9 protein-coding genes are annotated in these 19072 nt (G+C 45.8%); 6 read left to right on the forward strand and 3 right to left on the reverse strand.

Annotated features, from left to right (window positions below; all coding sequences use genetic code 11):
- Positions 1-86: 86 nt before the first annotated feature.
- From ACQ86K_RS04480 to ACQ86K_RS04490, 3 genes are all read right to left on the reverse strand, one after another.
- The gene (locus ACQ86K_RS04480; protein ID WP_431199878.1) at positions 87-7256 is read right to left on the reverse strand and encodes a cellulose binding domain-containing protein; all 7170 of its coding nucleotides are present in this window, start codon (positions 7254-7256) and stop codon (positions 87-89) included.
- Between the two features lie 572 nt (positions 7257-7828).
- A complete protein-coding gene (locus ACQ86K_RS04485; RefSeq protein WP_431199879.1) occupies positions 7829-8623 on the reverse strand; it encodes a glycosyl hydrolase family 28 protein in 795 nt (264 codons plus the stop codon).
- A gap of 4 nt (positions 8624-8627) precedes the next feature.
- Positions 8628-9311, reverse strand: a complete 684-nt coding sequence (locus ACQ86K_RS04490; RefSeq protein WP_431199880.1) for a hypothetical protein — start codon at positions 9309-9311, stop codon at positions 8628-8630.
- 291 nt (positions 9312-9602) lie between these two features.
- Here ACQ86K_RS04490 and ACQ86K_RS04495 point away from each other — a divergent pair, with 291 nt between their 5' ends.
- The 6 genes from ACQ86K_RS04495 to ACQ86K_RS04520 all read left to right on the forward strand — a co-directional run bounded on the left by ACQ86K_RS04495 (position 9603) and on the right by ACQ86K_RS04520 (position 18988).
- The gene (locus ACQ86K_RS04495) at positions 9603-11399 is read left to right on the forward strand and encodes a glycoside hydrolase family 97 catalytic domain-containing protein (RefSeq protein ID WP_431199881.1); all 1797 of its coding nucleotides are present in this window, start codon (positions 9603-9605) and stop codon (positions 11397-11399) included.
- 92 nt (positions 11400-11491) lie between these two features.
- Positions 11492-11839: a LacI family DNA-binding transcriptional regulator gene (locus ACQ86K_RS04500; protein WP_431199882.1), complete on the forward strand. Its 348-nt coding sequence runs from the start codon at positions 11492-11494 to the stop codon at positions 11837-11839.
- Positions 11731-12495: a substrate-binding domain-containing protein gene (locus tag ACQ86K_RS04505; RefSeq protein ID WP_431199883.1), complete on the forward strand. Its 765-nt coding sequence runs from the start codon at positions 11731-11733 to the stop codon at positions 12493-12495. The genes ACQ86K_RS04500 and ACQ86K_RS04505 overlap by 109 nt, the downstream gene beginning before the upstream one ends.
- A gap of 517 nt (positions 12496-13012) precedes the next feature.
- Entirely contained in the window at positions 13013-17119 is a 4107-nt protein-coding gene (locus ACQ86K_RS04510) for a hybrid sensor histidine kinase/response regulator (RefSeq protein ID WP_431199884.1), read from the forward strand.
- Between the two features lie 254 nt (positions 17120-17373).
- Complete coding sequence (locus ACQ86K_RS04515; RefSeq protein ID WP_176622361.1) at positions 17374-17958, forward strand: RNA polymerase sigma factor; 585 nt, start codon at positions 17374-17376, stop codon at positions 17956-17958.
- Between the two features lie 82 nt (positions 17959-18040).
- Positions 18041-18988 carry a family 43 glycosylhydrolase gene (locus ACQ86K_RS04520; RefSeq protein ID WP_431199885.1) on the forward strand — a complete coding sequence of 316 codons (948 nt, stop codon included), beginning with the start codon at positions 18041-18043 and terminating at the stop codon, positions 18986-18988.
- Positions 18989-19072: the final 84 nt, after the last annotated feature.

A 19072-nucleotide genomic window follows, 5' to 3' on the forward strand; every position in this document is an offset into this window, starting at 1 on the left:
CCTTTTTGCGTTTTAAAGTTTGGTCTCTTTTTTCAGGACATGACATTTTTAGCTTTAAGCTTTGTGTATTCTGCTTTTAGCTAAAATCATGGGCTTACTATCATGCGCAATGGTGCCAGATTGTTGATCTGAACAAAGTAAACACCGGTCATATACGAGCGGGTTAACTGAACCCCAAGGTTACCGCCAAAACCACGATACCTGCCGCTTTGCATAACCTTGCCAAAATTATCCCGGATAACCAGGTTGATCTCTTTCTGCTCCAGGTCGGGCGTTAGTTTAATGTTGAAGCTGCGTGCAGCCACCGGGTTTGGGTAGATCACATTGTTTTGAACAGTACCGATAGGTGCGCTGTTATCTTGTACAATGCCGGTTTTTTGACCTAAGGTTGAAGCCAGCGAATTGCTGCTGAGCAATGTAGGTTCCGTTCCATAAATCAGCTGATCTTTATAATAAACAGTAATATGGCTGTTAAGCGCCATAGCAGCTTTGGCAGCAAACGAATAATCATTGGCCTCGTTAAATGCCGACCAGTCTGTTTTATTAACCTGGTATTGAATGTTACCGGTATTGCTTAAGGGGTAAAGCGAACCGGCCGATGGATCGATGGTTAATTCAAGATAGGTGTCTGCCCCGGTTAAAGGGGGACTTAAAGTAACAAACCGGTTGTTGATTTTGCTGTTGCCCAGTTTGGCATAGCTTACCGAGAAATTCAATCCTGCTGTGCCTTCGCGGCTAAACCAATAACGAATGGAAAGATCGCTGTAATTGACAGGCACGTTTCCTGTATTGTTAAGCACCAGGTAGGTACTGATCGTATTTCCGGATGTGCTTTGATTTTGGTTTTGATAAGATACAGTAAAAGCCGTGGTAGCTGTAACTGCAGCCGGCTCGGTACCGTAAATTAACTGCCCGTTGCGGTAAAGGGTGATATGGCTGTTTGCGGCATAGCTCCCGGTGTATGGCAGGTATGAATAATCATCGGCCTCCGAAAAGTTTGACCAGTCCTGGTTTGCAAACCTCGACTGAATAACCCCGGAATTGCCGCCTGCGCTGAGCTGGCCGTTATTCAGGAAACCATATTCAATATAACCCAGGGCGCCTGTGCGCGGGTTGGGTAACTGAACATATTTCATGGTAACGTTACTGTTCCCCATTTGGGCATAATCAATCCATGAATTGATCCCGGCATAATTTTCCGCGGTAAACCAATACCTCATGGTCAGCTCGTTTAAATTAATGGCGACAGAATCCTGGTTAACAATTTTCAGAAATGGCTTAATGAGATTGTTTACAGGCTGGTTGTTATCCCCGTCGGAGTATTGTACCTGGACATTGTATGGCAATACGGTGAAGGCTTTGCTTGAGGCTGTCGTGTCAAAACGAGCGTTGCCACCTTGCTGCGCTATGATAGTACTGCTGCCCGCACCTACAATATGCAGCTTGTTATTGATTACCGTAGCTACGTTTAAGTTTGAGCTGGTGTAAACAACTGTAAGCCCGGAAGTAGCTGTCGCATTCAGGCTGATATCTGCATCGCCAGGCCTGCTTAAAGGCAACGCGGCAAAACTTATGCTTTGGCTCAGTTTGTTAACAGTTAAGGTTTGTGTAACCGGTGATGCCGCAAGGTAATTAGCATTCCCACCCTGCGAGGCGGTGATCACGGCCGTACCCGCACCGGTGATGTGCAACTTTGTGCCCGCTACCTGAACTACCGTACTGTCCGAACTGCTATAACTTACCGCAAGGCCAGAACTGGCTACAGCACCGGCCATAAAATCGCTGTCGGCAACTGTTTTTCCAGGGATCGCATTAAACGTAATGGTTTGTGCTTTTTGGCTAACGGTGAGGCTTTGATTAATAGAAGTAGCTGCTTTAAAACTGCTGTTTCCGGCCTGGGATGCAATGATGGTTGTTGTTCCGGCCGCTTTAATGTGGATGGCGCCATTGATCACACTGGCAACAGTAGTATCTGAACTGCTGTAGGAAACCGCTAAACCTGATGAAGCTGTTGCAACGGGCACAAAATCGGCATCGCCAAATGTTTTTCCGCTGAGGGACGCGAAGGTAATTGTTTGATCACCCAATACATCGGCAGCAATTTCGGTGCTGCTTAATGCCCTGCCGTAGATCTTGAAATTATCAATGGAGCCTTTGAACATCGGATCGGCAAACTGCGATTTGCCCAGATAATTTTGTGTGGTGCTGCCGAGCGCCGATGGTTTGATGGTAATGTTTGTTGAGGAGGTAACCGATGTACCATTTACATAAAGTGTGGTAGTAGTGCCCGCCCGCGTTACCGCCAGGTAGGTCCAGGTATTTAATGGGAAGGTGTAATTGTAATTGATATTCTGTTCTGCAGCCGAGCCGTTTTTAGTAGCGTAACGAATGGTTGACTGCCCGTTGGTAACACCGGCCTGTACAGTAAGGAACATGTATTGGGTAGTGCTTGAGCCAAAGTCAAAAACACGCATCCAGGTACTTATGGCGTCCATCCGCACCCAGGCAGATATGGTAAAATCGTTCAGGGTACTGAAAATACCGGCAGGCAATGTTGCATAAGCGTTCGCAGAACCATCAAGCAGCAAAGATTTTCCATATTTACCCGCAGCACGGCTTGCTGTTGCCGCGAGTGCAGCATGATTGGCGCCCCAGGCATCAATGCCTTTACTACTGCTTTCCTCATCAAATTGATAAAAGTCGCGTTGCCCGGCATTGGGTTTAGCAACCGCTTCTGTGCTTTGGGTACCTTCGCCGGTGCTGTCTGCAGGGGCTATAACATAAAAATAGGTTGTGCCATTGCTTACATTGCTGTCGGTGAAGGTAAGGTTACTAACCGAGCCAAGTGCGGTATATGGCCCGCCGGAAGTTGTTGAACGTTTAACGTTATAACTGTAGCCTGGAAGTGATTGCCATTCAAGGATGTTTTTGGCATCGCCCGCGGCAACTGTCAAAGAGTTTACAGCACTGCTAAGTACCGTGAGTACCAATGTGGAAGTACCTGTTGTACTGCCGTTGCCTGCCGACAGGCTTACATTAAAGGTGCCTGATTCTGTTGGTTTTCCTGAAATTTTGCCTGATAAAGAATCAATTTGTAACCCAGCCGGCAATCCGCTGGCCGAAAAATGGTTGGGCGACTTAATTCCTGTTACCGTATAAGTCATAGGTTTTCCTATCAGCGTGGTATCCGTTGGCGCGCTGGTGATAATTACCGGTAATGGCCGGTCGTCCAGGAGCACCACATCATTGCCCGTACCGCCTTTATAGCTGATGCGAAGCGTGAAATTACCAACAGTTATCGGGGCAAGTTCGGGCAAACCTTTAAATGTACCGGATATTGCCGCACTTCCGGTGTTATCAATGATAGTGAACGAACTTCCCTGGGCCAGGCTGGTCGAGTCGATAGCCGTGATCTGTAGTTTAGGCTGGTTCACTAAATTAACAATGGCTGTACTTACCTTATCACTGGTGGCCGAACTGGTGCTTAATTCTACTCTATAGGTGGCATCGGCATTCATGGTGAGGGTGCCCACTTTTATGGTGCCAATGGACTGGTTACCAGGTGCCAATGCCGCTCCTGTACCCGAACCGGTACCGATAGTAGCCGATGATGTGCTTTTACCACTGCCGCCAAACGTGCCGGCCGTTGCAACCACCGGACTGGTGAATGTGCCGCTGTTAGGATCGTTATTGAGCAAATAAGTGCCGTTTTTTATCGTCGTTGTTCCGGAATAAGCCTGGTTACCGGTAAATGTCAGAATAGCTGTTCCAACTTTCTCTACGTTCATACTGCCGGTCATCGTTCCGCCGTAGCTGGTAGTTATATTCAGTGCACCGATGCTGATGGTTGGGCTGCCGCCACCATCTGTACGGATGGCGCCCCTGCCGCTCAATGAGCCAAAGCTGATGGTGCCGGTAGGGAACATGATGCCCTGGCAATCATTGCCGTTGGCGTCGAGGTTCCATGATGCATTCGCGCTGCCTGATTGCGGCACTTCAAAACGGGTACGTGAGTTGCCGCTGCGTAATTTGGATACAAAGTACCCGGTAAAGCTGCTGTTATCGGCAAACAAATGTAAACCGGCATATACGTTACCATCCTGAATAATTGTTCCGCTGCCGGTAAGCCGCCCGTAAAGGTTCAATGCGTTGCTGGTTTGGTAAAAATAACTGGTTTTTCCGGCAGCGATTTCAATATCGTTGTATAAGGTAGCATCACCGTTCGCCGAAAAAAGCGCGCCGCCGTTCATGGTTATTTTTCCGGTACCGAGCGGGCCTGATGTAGGGGCGGAGGGCGCTCCTGTACTTGTTCCGGATATTTCCATCCCATAAACTGGCGGCCAGCTTTGCCCGTTCCCGTTGAGGATAGTACCGCCGGAGTAGGTGTTATTGCCCCCTGCATACAGGAACCCGATACCGTTCTTGAGCAGGCTGCCTGAGCCTGTTATTTGCCCGGTTAATGCTACGGTGCCGCTCACGTTGGGTGTGTTTACATTAAGTAATGTATCGAGTGTTACAGGCATCTTCAGGGTTTGGTAGCCAGAACTGTTATTAAACAGGTCATTTCGCAAATGAATTGCTGCGCCGTCAATCGTATAACTGCTCGCGTTTGCATTAAACTGGATCCTCGAGGCTACAAGGTTTGGGATGTCGTTGGTCAGTACGGTATCTGCACTATTTTGAAAAGTAATAATGGCTGGATTAACCGGTGTCGCGTTTTCCTGCCAGTTGCTGGCCAGGGTAAGCGAGTCGGACTCGGGCTGCTGGCTCCATGTTGAAGTGCTTGAGCCGGGTACGCCAAATGTTTCGGCCGAATTGGAGCTTTCTTTGGTTTGGCCAACAGATGAAACAACATAATAGTATGGGCTTCCGTTGCTTACATTCAGATCCGCGTATGCCGTAGTTGAAACATTGGCTACGGTAGTATAAGGACCGCCGCTTATGGTAGCGCGTTTTACATTATAAGTAGCCGCCCCTGCTGCTGCATTCCAGCTCAAGTCAACCTCCTTGTTTTTATTAACAGCTGCAGGCTGCGCCGGGGCAGCCGGTGGTACAGATGAAAAAATAACATTCGAGTTTCCGCTTTCCAATGTTCCGGCAAGCGCGGTCACTACATAATAATTGTTTACCTCGGGTACAGGGCTGGCATCAATATATGATGTGTTGGTTATGCCTGATTGTATAGTGGTAAATGGCCCGGTGGATGACGACGACCGTTTTACCGAATAGCTGGTAGCATTGGCCGAAGCTACCCAGGAAATATTAATTTGTGTAGCGTTAACAACCGCTGCCGCAGCTGAAGCGGGCGCTGCCGGCGCCTGGTTATTGACCACATTCAGCATGAGGGTTGCCGTGCCGGTGCCGCTGGCATTAGTGGCGGCTATGGTAATTTCGCTTTGCCCTAACGCGGTAGGCGTGCCCGAGATGATACCGGTGGCCGCATCAATGCTAAGCCCCGATGGTAAGCCAGTGGCACTATAAGAAGATGGATTAGCACTGGCTATGATGTTATAACTGAAAGGCGCACCACTGGTAGCTGTGGCTGTGGTAGCACTGCTAATCTCCGGAGACCCGGCAGGTGCAGATTGACTATAGGCCACATTACTGAACGTGGCTATATTTAGCGCCGAGTTATTACTGGAAAGGGTATAAAATCCGGCATACAAATCAGTGGGGAAACCTGTTGCAGAATACCAGCAACCGAGACCGGTCCAACTAATGCCATCCTGCGAATGGTATGTAAATATGCGGGTGCCTACACGCTCAATTTTTAACCACCAGGGGGCTTTGGGTTGGTAGTGGTTTCCGGCACCGCCTGTTGCTTTTAGGAAAATATCATAAAAAGCCGAACCGGGCGCCAGCGATTGGCGTAGCATGACCCCGCAACCACCGGTATTTAACGACATATTCTCAACTTTTACTACCAGTCCGGCATCGCCGCTAATTTTCTTAAAATTAAAGCTAAAAGCATTACTGGTAGAAGTTCCGGCGCCTTGAAGTGTCCAAACCCCGTTATTGTAGGCAGCGCTGCCCGCCAACCCGGTATTACCGATATCAATATTGGTAAGGTTGCTCACCGGCTGAACATGGTCAGCAGGATAATATACCTGGGGCAACTTAACCGCGGTAGATGTATCTGATGATTTCAGGTATAAGAAATTACCGCCGGCCGGAGAATAATTGGTGGAGCCAGGCTGCATTAACGCAGCCCTCATTCTGTCGGTATTAGGGGTAGGGATGCCCTTACGTACAGCGTAAGCGCTGTAAATAATATTAGTCATATCGCCGACCCTCGCTCCGGGCTGAATCCCCCAGCCGGTCCAATAACTTGCATAGCCCCCCAACGGGATAAAGGTCATTGTTGCTCCGTCAAAAGCGTATTTATGATACAGCTCACCGATAGCCAATACACGGTTATCCAATTCGGCAAACATATCTGCACCTTGCTTGTAGGCAACTTCCGCGCCCCAGGCCAGTGCGGCTGCCTGTACGCGCCAATGGTCGTCGCGGCCCGAATCTCCTACTTCACCACCGGGCAACGAATTGCGCATACCTCCGCCGGCATCCATCCGGTACACTTCCACCGCCTGGTTAAACCGGGTGACATCATCACAAAAAACTGATGCGGCAAGCGCTATTTTTAACTGAAGAGCCCCTTTATTCGCGTCGCGCAAGGGGCTTGGCACCCAGGAAGTAGGGAATAAAACATTAGCAAAATAATTTTTTACATGCTGTGTATTGGCTGGGGTCCAACCAGGAAAAGTAGATCGAAGGATTTCGGCACCTACGCCCCAATACTGTGCATAGTCGCCAATATCCAGCATTGATTCTCCGCCGCCCCAGGTAGTATTGGTTACAGCCCAGGCATCGAGCAGGTTTGTAGCTTTACGGGCATAAGTAGAATCGCCTGTAAACCACCACATCCAGGCAAGGTTGTGAACGGCCTGCATGTCTTCAATCCAGGCACTGTTGTTTAGGTTTGGCGCCCTTGTAACTGTTGCAAAAGGCCCTTTTTGCCCATAGCTTAATTGTGAATGCGAGTCGTTTTTAAATGCATTATAACCGGAAAGCCATGGTTCGCGGCTAATGTTGGCTTTCAACTGATCCAAATCGGCCCGGTTAAAGGCCACGCCAGGATGGACAAAAGGTTGGGCGCATACACCCATCGTGACAAACATCGACAGCGAAAACAACAGCAGCCTTATCTGCCGGTGCGTACCTGTCAAATAATTACAAAGCGTAAAAAGTTTTTTCATGGTTTAATTGTTTAGGTAAACATATTTACTGCCGTTCCGGTATGTTTGGAAGTCGTGTAAGAGCGTGGAACAAAACAGTTTTATAATCGGACACACCAAAGACAATGACTGCTGTAAATGATACTCACAGCAAACTGGTGTTTTTTGAAATTTTTATGACGTTAAAGTGCTTGGAATAAGCTGCTTTGTGTATGGGTAAGTATTGTAGAAGTAATTAAAGATTCTTTCAATTCCTTTCTTGAGCTATTGTCTGTACACTCCTTCAATGATTTATTATCAATTGAAAAACGATGTCATTTCGACGAACGTAGCGTCGGGAAAGTGTGTTGGGGGAGGAGAAATCTTCTACACCATGTCCGCGAGCTTTTCACGTTACTTGGCATATCGTATAAGATCTCCTTTGCTCGCTCGCTCAGGCCTCCACAGCTCTATTGAAATGACATTTTCTTTTAGTTGAAAAGAAGTGTACACAACAGTAGTTTCCCAAGAAGGGAATCGCACAATTTAATACCTTAAAAATATTAGTGGAGATATAAAAGATTGCACACAAGGACAGGTAGTCAATCTTACCCTCAATCCTTCCTCAAAAACTGGATCGCGTCCACATGTTCACCCACAAATATGTTAGCCATATCGCTTGTTTTATAAAAGCCGGGTTTGCCCGGCATCTTATCGAATATCAGGGTGCCGTTTATCTTCAGGTTTTCAAATATAACGTTCCTGATGCCGTGTTTGTCATCGTAGCCGGCTATAACAGACATATTAGCCCGCTTCCCGTTATAATTAACATTCCTGAACAATATGTTCTCGATCCCCAGCCCGGGAGAGGTGTTATATTTCCGGTTATACATCACTCTTAAATTAAACAGTTGCCCCTTGCGGATATCCTCAATCTCCACGTTTTCAAAACTGGCGTTCCTGATCAGGTTGCTGTCGCCGGCATTAAGTGATATGCAGCCCTGGTAATCAAGCTGGTTTTCGTTATGGTCAAGTACGGTCATATTTTGAACCCGGATATTCTGTAAGGTATCGGGATGGTCGGTATCGCCGTGGGTGCCTATCAGCAGCGGGTGGGCTACATCTGCCCATAAAGTGACGTTGTTAACTGTAATATCGGAGGTATTGCCGTAATAGTTCCAGCGGTGACCGTAAATAGCGATACAATCGTCAGAGTTTCGCATGTATATATGATCGAGCTTAATATCCTGACTGCAGAAAATGTCGATACCATCGGCATTACCGGTAGAACTAAAAGCTTTGAAATTGCTTATTTTCACATGCTTTGATTCGCCCATCAAAATAGAATAACCCGTTGGTAATTCAATAATCCCGTCAACACTGATGTTATTGCTGTTCTGGATGATCAAATGGTCATTCCTTAACTTTGAGAGTGTTCCTGTAGTATTTGGGGGTAACGCTGTCGCCCTGTACCGGGTGCTGTGTAAGGATTCCGCGGCCGCAGATCCTGACGTTCTCTGCATGATCTATAACAAATGAACCTTCAACAATAGCGCCGCCGGCCACATACACGGTTTTACCCGAGGGGATCACCATCCGGCCGATTTTATGGATGCCCGGGCCGAAATAAAGTGTTTGCGCATCGGCTTTTGTGGGACGGCTGTTTTCTATAGGATTAGCAAAAATCTGCAGGTTTTCAAAAATGTTGCCGTTTACCTCTAACGAAACATATTGCGAAGCGTTTAATTCAAATTCCACAACGTTGCCTTTAACCTCGGGCTTGATGCCGTATGCCGTAGGTCTGATCCTTACTTCTTTGATATTCCCCTGGTTTAACTTAATCCGAAGCTTTACTGAACCGGAACAATCAAAATAAGTAAAAGCGGTTTTTTTAATAATGCGCTGCGTGTCAAAACGAGCCGCAACATCGGCGTTATATACATCTAAGGGCTGCCAGTTGCCTGTACCCTGCCGCACATCTACTTTAATTGTATGATTAACTAAGTTACTTTCGGGTGCTTTATAAGTTATGATTTCTGCCTTGACTGTTTTTAATAAAAATACGACTGCACATGCCAGTGCCAGGAATTTGTTCATAGAAGTTTTTATAGTGTATAGAGGAAGACAATAAAGGCGGATTCTCATACTCAATAAAAAAACTATATCGAAAAAATAACTGCATTTGCCTGAGATAATGTGCCCTAATGAGATACCTAGGAACAATTTGAACTAAATCACTAATCTCTTTGAGTATATTTAATAGCATTGCTTGTCCTTATTACTGTTGTTGCCCCGTATCCTGAACAATGAAGAATAAATACCTTTTTTTGCCTTTTTTTAGCCCTTTCTCCCTTTTGCAATAATGCTGTGTCCGCAAAGCAAAAGGTTGTGGCACTGCTTTATTCACCAGATAACCGTACGCGGGCGCAATTTTCACTGGATGAGCAAGGGCAGCTATATTATCGGTTAATTTTCAATACACGGTTAATTGTTAACTGGTCGCGTTTGGGGATCGAAACTACCGGTTCTTCGTTAGTTCAGGGCATCACGTTAAAGGGATCGGCCAAAAAAGAAATCAATGAAAAGTTTTTGTGGCCGCTGGGGGAGGATGCCAGCCTGGTAAACCATTGTAACGAGCTCACGCTTCATTGCACCTCTGGCAGAGGTAATTCTGATATTATCGTAAGGGTATATGATGGAAGCCTGGCGTTTAGGTATGTCTGCAAGCAGCTTGGTGATAGCATTGTACAACTTAAATCGGAGCTAACGGAGTTTAACCTTGCAACAAGCTATTGCATTTACCAGTATCACGAAGAATCTGTTTTCAGGCCGGTTATGGTCGATTCATTGCCGGGTACCAGTGACCTCCCTTCAACGCTTACAGCCGCACAGTCATATATAAGTATCGGTGAAGCCGATAACCGCAATTATACCAAATGCGTATTGGTTCACGGCAGCCGTCCCAATAGCCTGTCGCTACAATTTTATACCGATACCATTTACCGCGACCATCGCGTTCAGTCCGTTCGGAAGGATTCGTTGATCCGGTTCATCGATAGTCTCATTACTCCCTGGCGAACCATCAGTTGCAGTAGCACTGCCATAGGTTTGCACGCGTTTAGTGAGCTTAATCTAAAACTGGTTAAACCGCTTAGTAATGAGGTGCCCGATTATGTAAAACCCGGAAAGGTTTTCAGGGTACCTATCAGTACGCAGGGCGCCCTTGATGGAATTGATTTTGCTCAAAAAATGAACTTTCAATACATTTTAGTTGATGCAGGCTGGTACGGTGCCGAATTTCGAACTACTTCTGATCCTTCCAGATACTTACCTGATTTCCACTTGCCGGATATCATTGCCCATGCCCGGCAAAAAGGCATCGGTGTTATTTTATACGTAAATTATGTGGGGCTCAAAGCTAAGATAGATACCATATTGCCGCTTTATAAAAAGTGGGGAGTTAGCGGGCTAAAGTTTGGCTTTGTGGATGGCGGCACACAGAAAGGCCTTGCCTGGCTTGATTCGGCCATGAAAAAAGTAAATGATTATGGCATGATACTCAACGTACATGATCATTATAAACCCACAGGTTTGAGCCGCCGGTACCCGTATGTGCTTAGCCAGGAAGGGATCAGGGGCGACGAAAACAGTCCCGATGCTTTCCATAATACCGTATTGCCATTTACGCGTTACCTGGCCGGCCCTGCCGATTTTACCTTTTGCTACCCCAACAAGGTGAATGATTACAGTAAAAATATCCGGGTAAGCAAAGCCCAGCAAATGGCCCTGACCATTGTATACTTTGACCCGCTCCAGGCGATTTTCTGGTACGGGCGGTCGCAGGATTACCGGGATGAGGCGGATATCGACTTTTTTAAATATGTGCCCACCGTATGGGATGAAAGCAGATATGTGAAGGGAGAGATAGGCGAAGGCATTACCGTAGCACGCCGTAAAGGCCGTACCTGGTACATGGGCAGCGCTGCAGGCCTTCAGAAATGGGGAGGAAGCTTCAAGCTCGATTTCCTGGAAAAAAATCAGGTATACACTGCTACTGTTTATGGCGATGACGGACAGGGCGGCATACAGGTAAAAAAGGTTGAGCTAAGGCACAATGATGCTTTTGTTATTGACCTGGATGCAAAAGGGGGCCTGGCCGTTATCATAAGACCTCAAATAAAATAGAAGGCGGGGCTTTTGTTGTGCGGTATTATTAACGATTGTATTAGTTTGACTTAAGGAGGATTCAGCTTTGGGCGAAATGAAAAAAATTGGCTTTGAAAGATATTGCTGCCGCGTTAAAAGTGTCGGAAGCATCTGTTTCCTATGTTCTTAATGGCAAGGCGAGGCAATATGGCATCAGCGTGGCGCTGGAAAATAAAATACTGAGGTTTGTTGAAAAGGTAGGTTACCGGCCAAACCGGCTGGCAGCCAGCCTGCGGACAGGAAAAAGTAAAACGGTGGGCATGATTGTAGAAGATATCAGCGATCCTTTTTTTCGGCCATCGCCAGGGTTGTGGAAGAGCATATTTATAAAGAAGGTTACCGCGTTATTTATGGCAGCTCAGAAAATTCGACTGTTATTGCCCGTGACCTGCTGCAAACCTTTAAAAATTACCAGGTAGATGGGTACATTCTGGCGCCTACTGCCGGCTTGGACGATGATATCAACCAGCTTGTAAAGGAAGGTTACCCGGTAGTAGTGTTCGACCGCGCCTCGCCTGATCTGCAATGTTCCAAAGTACTTGTCGATAACTTTCGCGGCAGCGAGACTGCGGTTTTACATTTGATAGATAACGGCTTCCGTAACATTGCCATGGTTACGCTTGCGGCCGGGCAGGACCAAATGAACGAACGTGTTAACGGTTATCACGCGGCCCTCCAAAAACACGGGTTGCCGGCTATCCTAAAAGAAATTATCTATAATGAAGATCCACACAAAACCATCCAGAACCTTAAAAGCCTGCTGAAATGTAAAAAGGACATAGATGCCATTTTTTTTGCGACCAACTATCTCGCCTTAAGCGGCCTGCAGGCCCTGAAAGAATCAGGACTGATTATTACCAGGGACATCGGTGTTGCTGTATTTGATGATATTAACAATTTTGCCCTTTTTAACCCGGCCATAACCGCTGTTGCCCAGCCAATTAAAGAGATCGGGCTCAGGGTTACCAAAATTTTATTGGAAGAGCTTCAGGATAACCACATAATCGATTCGCAAAATATTTTATTGAAAACCAAACTGATCATAAGGGATTCATCCGCAAGGTTACTGGTGTAATTTATCCGAAATAAAAAAATTAAAAAAATGAGTATCAAACCTGTTTGGGATTGTCTTTGTTGTAACTCTCCCCTAATAAACCGTCCGGTTTAGCAAAGTTGGTTATAATAAGGCTTCTGAAAGGAAGCCCTTTTTGTTAATGATAAACAGCAGGGAATATTGAGGAAAATGATCGGTAGGGGCACGGATATAATCCTTGTTCTTTATTTGTCAGATAATTATATTTTTGTTTTGAGTAAAATGTTACAGGGTGCAGACATGATAGTTTATCGATTTATGAAAAAAAGCGAAACGAAGCGGAACCCTTAGAGCTATTTCAGATAAAGAATCCGAAAGCAGACGAGACAAACGATCAAAAAAAGCTGGAATTCAATAGTTCAGAAAATAAATCAGGACCCTAAAAAGAAGCGCCAGGAGTAATGTTTAGCCTGACGGGACAGTTTTTGAAACACAAACCAAATGTTTCGCGGCACTTATATTCAAATTGAGCAGTATTCAACAACCGGCATCCTCCTATATGCGGCTATTTAAAGCGGCCGCACGTTGGTGTTGTGTAATTATTTTAGGAGCACTGATTTTAAACAGCAATGCCGCGGCGCTTGCTTTACCCAATATTCAGCGGCTTGGCCTCAAAGACGGGCTTTCCAACAGCGAAGTACGATGTATTTTCCAGGACCATTCAGGCTATATGTGGTTTGGCACTTACGACGGCTTGAACCGTTTTGACGGATATGACTTCCGTATTTACCGCAATCAGCCCGAAAAGCAACATTCAATTATTCATAATTTTATTAATTGTATTGCAGAGGATGCGGCCAATAATTTATGGGTAGGTACGCGCCAGGGCATAAGTATCTTAAACCCGGTAACTGAAGAGTTTTCTCCGGCATATGCAATTTTGGCCGGCAAAGAAACACCCGTGACATCTTTTGTAAGGGACATTAAAACGGACCGCTCCGGGCGTATTTTCATTGCCACTCTTTCCAACGGCCTTATCGTTATGGATAAGGGCAAACGAACCGGCCATGTTATACCATACTATGATAATGGAAAAGCTGTACAGAGTTATAACGTTAGCGCGTTGTATGTAGGGCCAGGCGACCAAATCTTTGCGCTGATCAGCGGCGCGGGCCTTTTTACGTATGATGCGGTACACGGTACTTTGAAGTTACTGAACACTTCGGTTACCGGCGCTACCTGTATTTATCCCGAAGGCAATGGTTTATGGGTAGGCACAACTCAGGGCCTGCACCATTATGATTTCAAAACAGGGCAATATGACCGTCTTTTTGACGAGTTTAACGGGCCTTTCAAATCGGGCAGGATAACGAGCCTGCAAGTCATGCCCGATAGTACACTTTGGGTGAGCACTGATGGCGGCGGGATCCAGATCATGGATAAAGGACGCGACAAGATTACCTATCTGCCTGCGGGGAGTGACGAGCACTCACTTTCAAGTGATGCTGTTTATGCTTTATTTTTAGACCGCGAAGGCAGAAAGTGGATCGGTACATTACGGGGCGGAGTAAATGTTATTGATGAGGTAAAAGAACGTTTTGTAAATATCAGGCATAATGACCTGAACACGAATAGCCTTATCAGTAACTTTGTTAAATCGTTATATGAAGCCCCCGATGGCAGGCTGTGGATAGGCACCGACGGCGGCGGATTGAGCATTTGGGACCGGCAGGCCCATCGCTTCACTAATTTTCGCCATGATGCTTCACAGCCGGGCACCCTAAGCTCAAACTTTGTAACCAGTATTGCCGGGGATAGGGAAGGCAGGACCTGGATTGCCACTTATGGGGGCGGCATTAACCTGTACCAGCCGGGTTCCAATACATTCACTACATTTCGGGGTGTAGACAGGCAGGGAGCTGCCAGCCGGATAGTGTTCTGGTGCCTGTACCTGGACCATGCTGGAAATCTTTGGGCCAGCGGCTTACAGGACGGGCTGTTTCTATATGATAAGCATAATAACCAATTCAGGTTGTATGACGCGGCTCTGACCAATATCCTTTCAATGGGCGAAGATCATTTTGGAAACCTTTGGGCTGGAAATTTCGAAGGGGTTTATAAGATTGATCAAAAAAGCAACGCACGTAAGTTTTATCCGGTAGGTAAAGCGGTAAGATCAATGCAGAAAGCAGGCAACGGCGACATGTGGTTGGGTACAGAAGCCGGCTTGTTGTATTTTTCAGCATCTAAGGAAAAAATAATTCACCACTATACCACCAGTAACGGACTTAGTAATAATACGGTACTGGCCATTTTGGAAGACGCGCAAAAGCGTTTGTGGCTAAGCACTTACAACGGGCTTTGCCGCTTTGATCCCAAAGTCGTTAGTTTTACCAATTTTTTTGAAAGCGATGGCCTGGCGAGCAATGAGTTTAACTTTAACGCTGGCTTAAGGCTAAACAATGGTCAGCTTGCGTTTGGGGGGATCAATGGTGTCACGATGTTTCATCCGCAGGCAATCCTGCCCCTGCATGATATCCCCAACATTGTTATAACTGATATTAAAATTAACAATAAGCCCATAAGTACTTATCCGGACTATGTGAAGACGGATGCTGGGAATGTTATCCGGTCGTTAGAGGTTCCTTACGATCAGGCATCAATAGCCGTTAGTTTCGCAGCTATCGAATTTACCGCGCAGGATAGGATCGGTTACCGTTATACGCTCCAGGGCTGGGACAGGGGATGGGTGTATGCAGCGCGTCAGCGTAATGCGCTTTATACCCGTTTGGAGCCCGGTACGTATACATTAAAAATTAACTGTACCAATGCCGAAGGCCAATGGATCAGCCGGGAAATCCATCTTCATATCATTATTTTGCCGCCCTGGTATCGTACCGTCTGGGCCTACCTCATTTACGCGATGTTGCTTGCGGCAGTTGTTTACCGGTACCTGCGTTATAGGTTTAGGGAAACACGGCTTAAATATGAAGTACAACTGGCCAATGCCGCCGCTGCACACCAGCGCGACCTGCAGGAAAAGGAACGCGAATTGAATGACAGGCGCGTAGAGTTTTTCACGGGCGTTTCTCATGAGTTTCGTACGCCCCTTTCGCTCATCATCAACCCCTTAAGGGATTTGCTCGCCAAAATTGGCCCTGAGAACCGTGCGGAACTTAATATTGTTTATCGTAATTCAAGGCGCCTGTTAAGCCTTGTTGATCAGCTGCTGCTGTTTCGTAAGGCCGATTCGGGCGCTGGGATCCTGCAAATTGCGCCAATGGACATTACCCTTGTTTGCCGGGAGGTATTTTTATGTTTTGTGCAGCAGGCCAGGCTTGCGGGTATCAGTTTTGAATTAAACGTGCCGGAAGAGCCGGTACTGATATACGGAGACAGGGAAAAGATTGAGATTATCCTGTTTAACCTTATATCCAATGCTATTAAATATACGCCGGCCGGGAAAGCCGTGTGCGTTGGCCTGCAATCGGGGCCGGATGAGGTAGTGATCAATGTGATTGACAATGGACCGGGAATATCTCCGGAAGCGGGGAAGCATATCTTCGAAAAGTTTTACAGGTCAAATACGCATGGACAGGCGGCAAAAGGAGGCTTTGGGATCGGTTTATTCCTGGCCCGCCAGTTTACGATAGATCACGGCGGTTCATTAGCATTTGAAAGTGAGCCGGGCAAAGGTTGTGATTTTTGTTTAACCCTGTTAAAGGGTAAAGCTCATTATTCGCCGGATGTAGCAGCGGCAGCCGATACCGCTGATTTATCGCCTTTGCTTAGTGAAATGGTTGAAGACCAGCCGGCAATAGCTGAAGCCGGCCAAATTAATGATATTGGTTTTAAAGCTGATAAGATTTTTACCGACAAGCAAAGGATCCTGGTTATTGATGATGACAGCGAGATCCGGGCTTACATTTGTTCCATTCTTGAAAGCCGTTACAGGGTTTACGAGGCAGATAATGGTTTGACCGGTTTACAGAAAGCGAAAGAAAAGCAACCCGATCTTATTATCTGCGATGTAATGATGCCTGGTTTAAATGGCATTGAACTTTGCTCAACCATTAAGCAGGACCAGCAATTGAGCTATATCCCAATGATTTTACTAACAGCCAGCTCATCTGCCGAAAATAAGATCAAAGGACTGGAAAGCGGCGCCGATGACTATATATCCAAACCTTTTGATAAGGATGTACTGGTTGCGCGCATTGCCAATCTGCTGCAAAACAGGAGTAACCTTCAAAGCTATTTTTATAATACCATTACCCTCAAATCGGTTAACGTCACTATTTCGGATGAGTATAAAAACTTCCTGGAAAAATGTATCGAAATAGTTGAGCAGCATATTACCGACGAAAACTTCAATATCAAAATACTGGCTTCAGAGATCGGCATGAGCCATTCAAATCTTTACCGCAAAATTAAATCGCTGTCGGGTCATACCGTTAATAGCTTCATACGTTACATACGCCTCAGAAAGGCGGCTGAGCTATTGATCCAGTCGGATATGAATGTTAATGAAGTAGCCATTGAAACAGGCTTTAACAGCATTAAATACTTCCGCGATCAGTTTTTTAAACTGTTCGGCGCTAACCCATCAGACTTTCTTAAGCAAAAAAGACCTATATTTAAGAAAAATAAAAACATAATTAACTGATATTGAGTTATTTATTTGTGTTCTCTCCATTGCTTAATCAATTGAGTAATTTGATAAAATGCCGAATTTATACCGCATAAATGACCAATTTAAGTCCCATCTGCCGAATAAAATCTATTCATATTAGCTTATATAAACCAGTTATTAGAACCATAGGCAAACTTACTTAATCGATTATGTAAATCGGTTTTTCAGCTTAGGTTCCTAAAGTCGGTAACGACCAATTTAAAGAGAAACCAGTTTTTAAAGCCAATATGAACAATTGTAACCAGCTAACTACATGGTGGGAAGAAGCCCTCCACGGAAATGTCAAATCTTTTGGCAGGATACATGACGAACTGTATTCCGGTTTGTATTTCTACCTCTATAAAATTATCAAAGATGAGGATGCAGCCCAGGATGTTTTACAGGAACTGTTTATAAAAATGTGGGAGCGGAGGATAACATTTGGACCTATTAAAAATGTTAAATACTATTTCTTTAAATCGGCGCGGTCACTTGCCATTAATTTTTTAAAGGCCGCGAGGCCCGAGTTTGTAGGCTTATCCGCAAGCCATGATATCGATATTGTTTTTTCGAGGGAAGATGTGCTTGTTTTGGAAGAAACCGGGAGAGAAGTGGAGCACATGCTTGCGCTTGCCTTGAATACCTTGCCAAGGCGCCAGAAGGAGATGATCTTTTTAAGATATTTTGATAATTGGAATTACGATCAGATTGCTGAAGTAACGGGGTTACAATATCAGTCGGTAGTTAATCATGTACACCGGGGCATCAATCAACTGCGTATTAAACTTTCTGAAGGCAGTAAGATAGCCACAACCGAACTGGTGCTTTCATAAAAACATTATATAAGATTTCCTGACTTTCAAAAAACACCGAATGATTAAAAAAATACTTTTAAAAAGAATAACCATGGCTGTCATGACTTTGCTGATTACAGGCCAGGTATATGCACAGCATCAAAAAATCATAAACCCCGGAGAAGTTTGGCCCGATAACCGGGGAGAACATATCCAGGCGCATGGCGGAGGGATTATAAAAATAAAGAACACATACTACTGGTATGGAGAAGAAAGACGTCGGGGACTGGATTCAAATAAACGTTATGTTAGCTGTTATGCGTCAAAAGACCTGACGAACTGGACATTCAAAGGTGATGTTGTTCAGATGACCGATCCCGAAAACCTGGGGCAGCGCTGGGTTCTGGAAAGGCCCAAAGTTTTCTACAGCAAAAAGAGCCGGCAATATGTCATGTATTTCCATCTTGACAATGCAACTTATAAGTTTGCTCGGGTTGGCATCGCCGTAAGCGACCGCCCTGATGGTAATTTTAAATACCTGAAAAGCTTCAGACCCCTGGAGCATGAAAGCCGGGATATTGGCCAGTTTATAGATGATGATGGTACGCCATATCTTGTTTTCGAAGACCGTCCGCTCGGGTTTCATATCGTCCGGCTTTCGGAGGATTGCCTCAGCATTGACCGGGAGATGTGCCTGATAGCCGAGCATATGGAAGGTGGGGCTATAGTGCATTATAATGGCCTTTATTACGCAATAGGCTCCGCGCTTACCGGCTGGAAGCCCAATCCTAACCGGTATGCAACAGCAAAAACCCTGAAAGGCCCGTGGTCGGAGTTTAAAGACATAGCGCCGAAGGAAAAAAACACATATGGTTCGCAATCTACCTTATTACTCAAAGTTAGCGGGAAGAAGGATACGACAGTATTGTTCCTGGGGGATATTTGGAAGCCGAAAGAACAATGGAATTCCCGGTATTTATGGATGCCTGTTCAGATCGGGGATGGTAAGCTTTGGCTTCCTGAGCCCGCTCCGTTTAAGATCGACGTGAAAAACGGCACTGCAAATTAATCAGCATTTTTATACAATTCATTCTTCATAAGGTTAGTTAATAGATTAAGGGGCAGGGGTGCCCCTTTTTCGTTTTTACCGGCC

The sequence above is a fragment of the Mucilaginibacter sp. P19 genome, from assembly GCF_050632265.1.
Lineage (GTDB): Bacteria > Bacteroidota > Bacteroidia > Sphingobacteriales > Sphingobacteriaceae > Mucilaginibacter > Mucilaginibacter gossypii.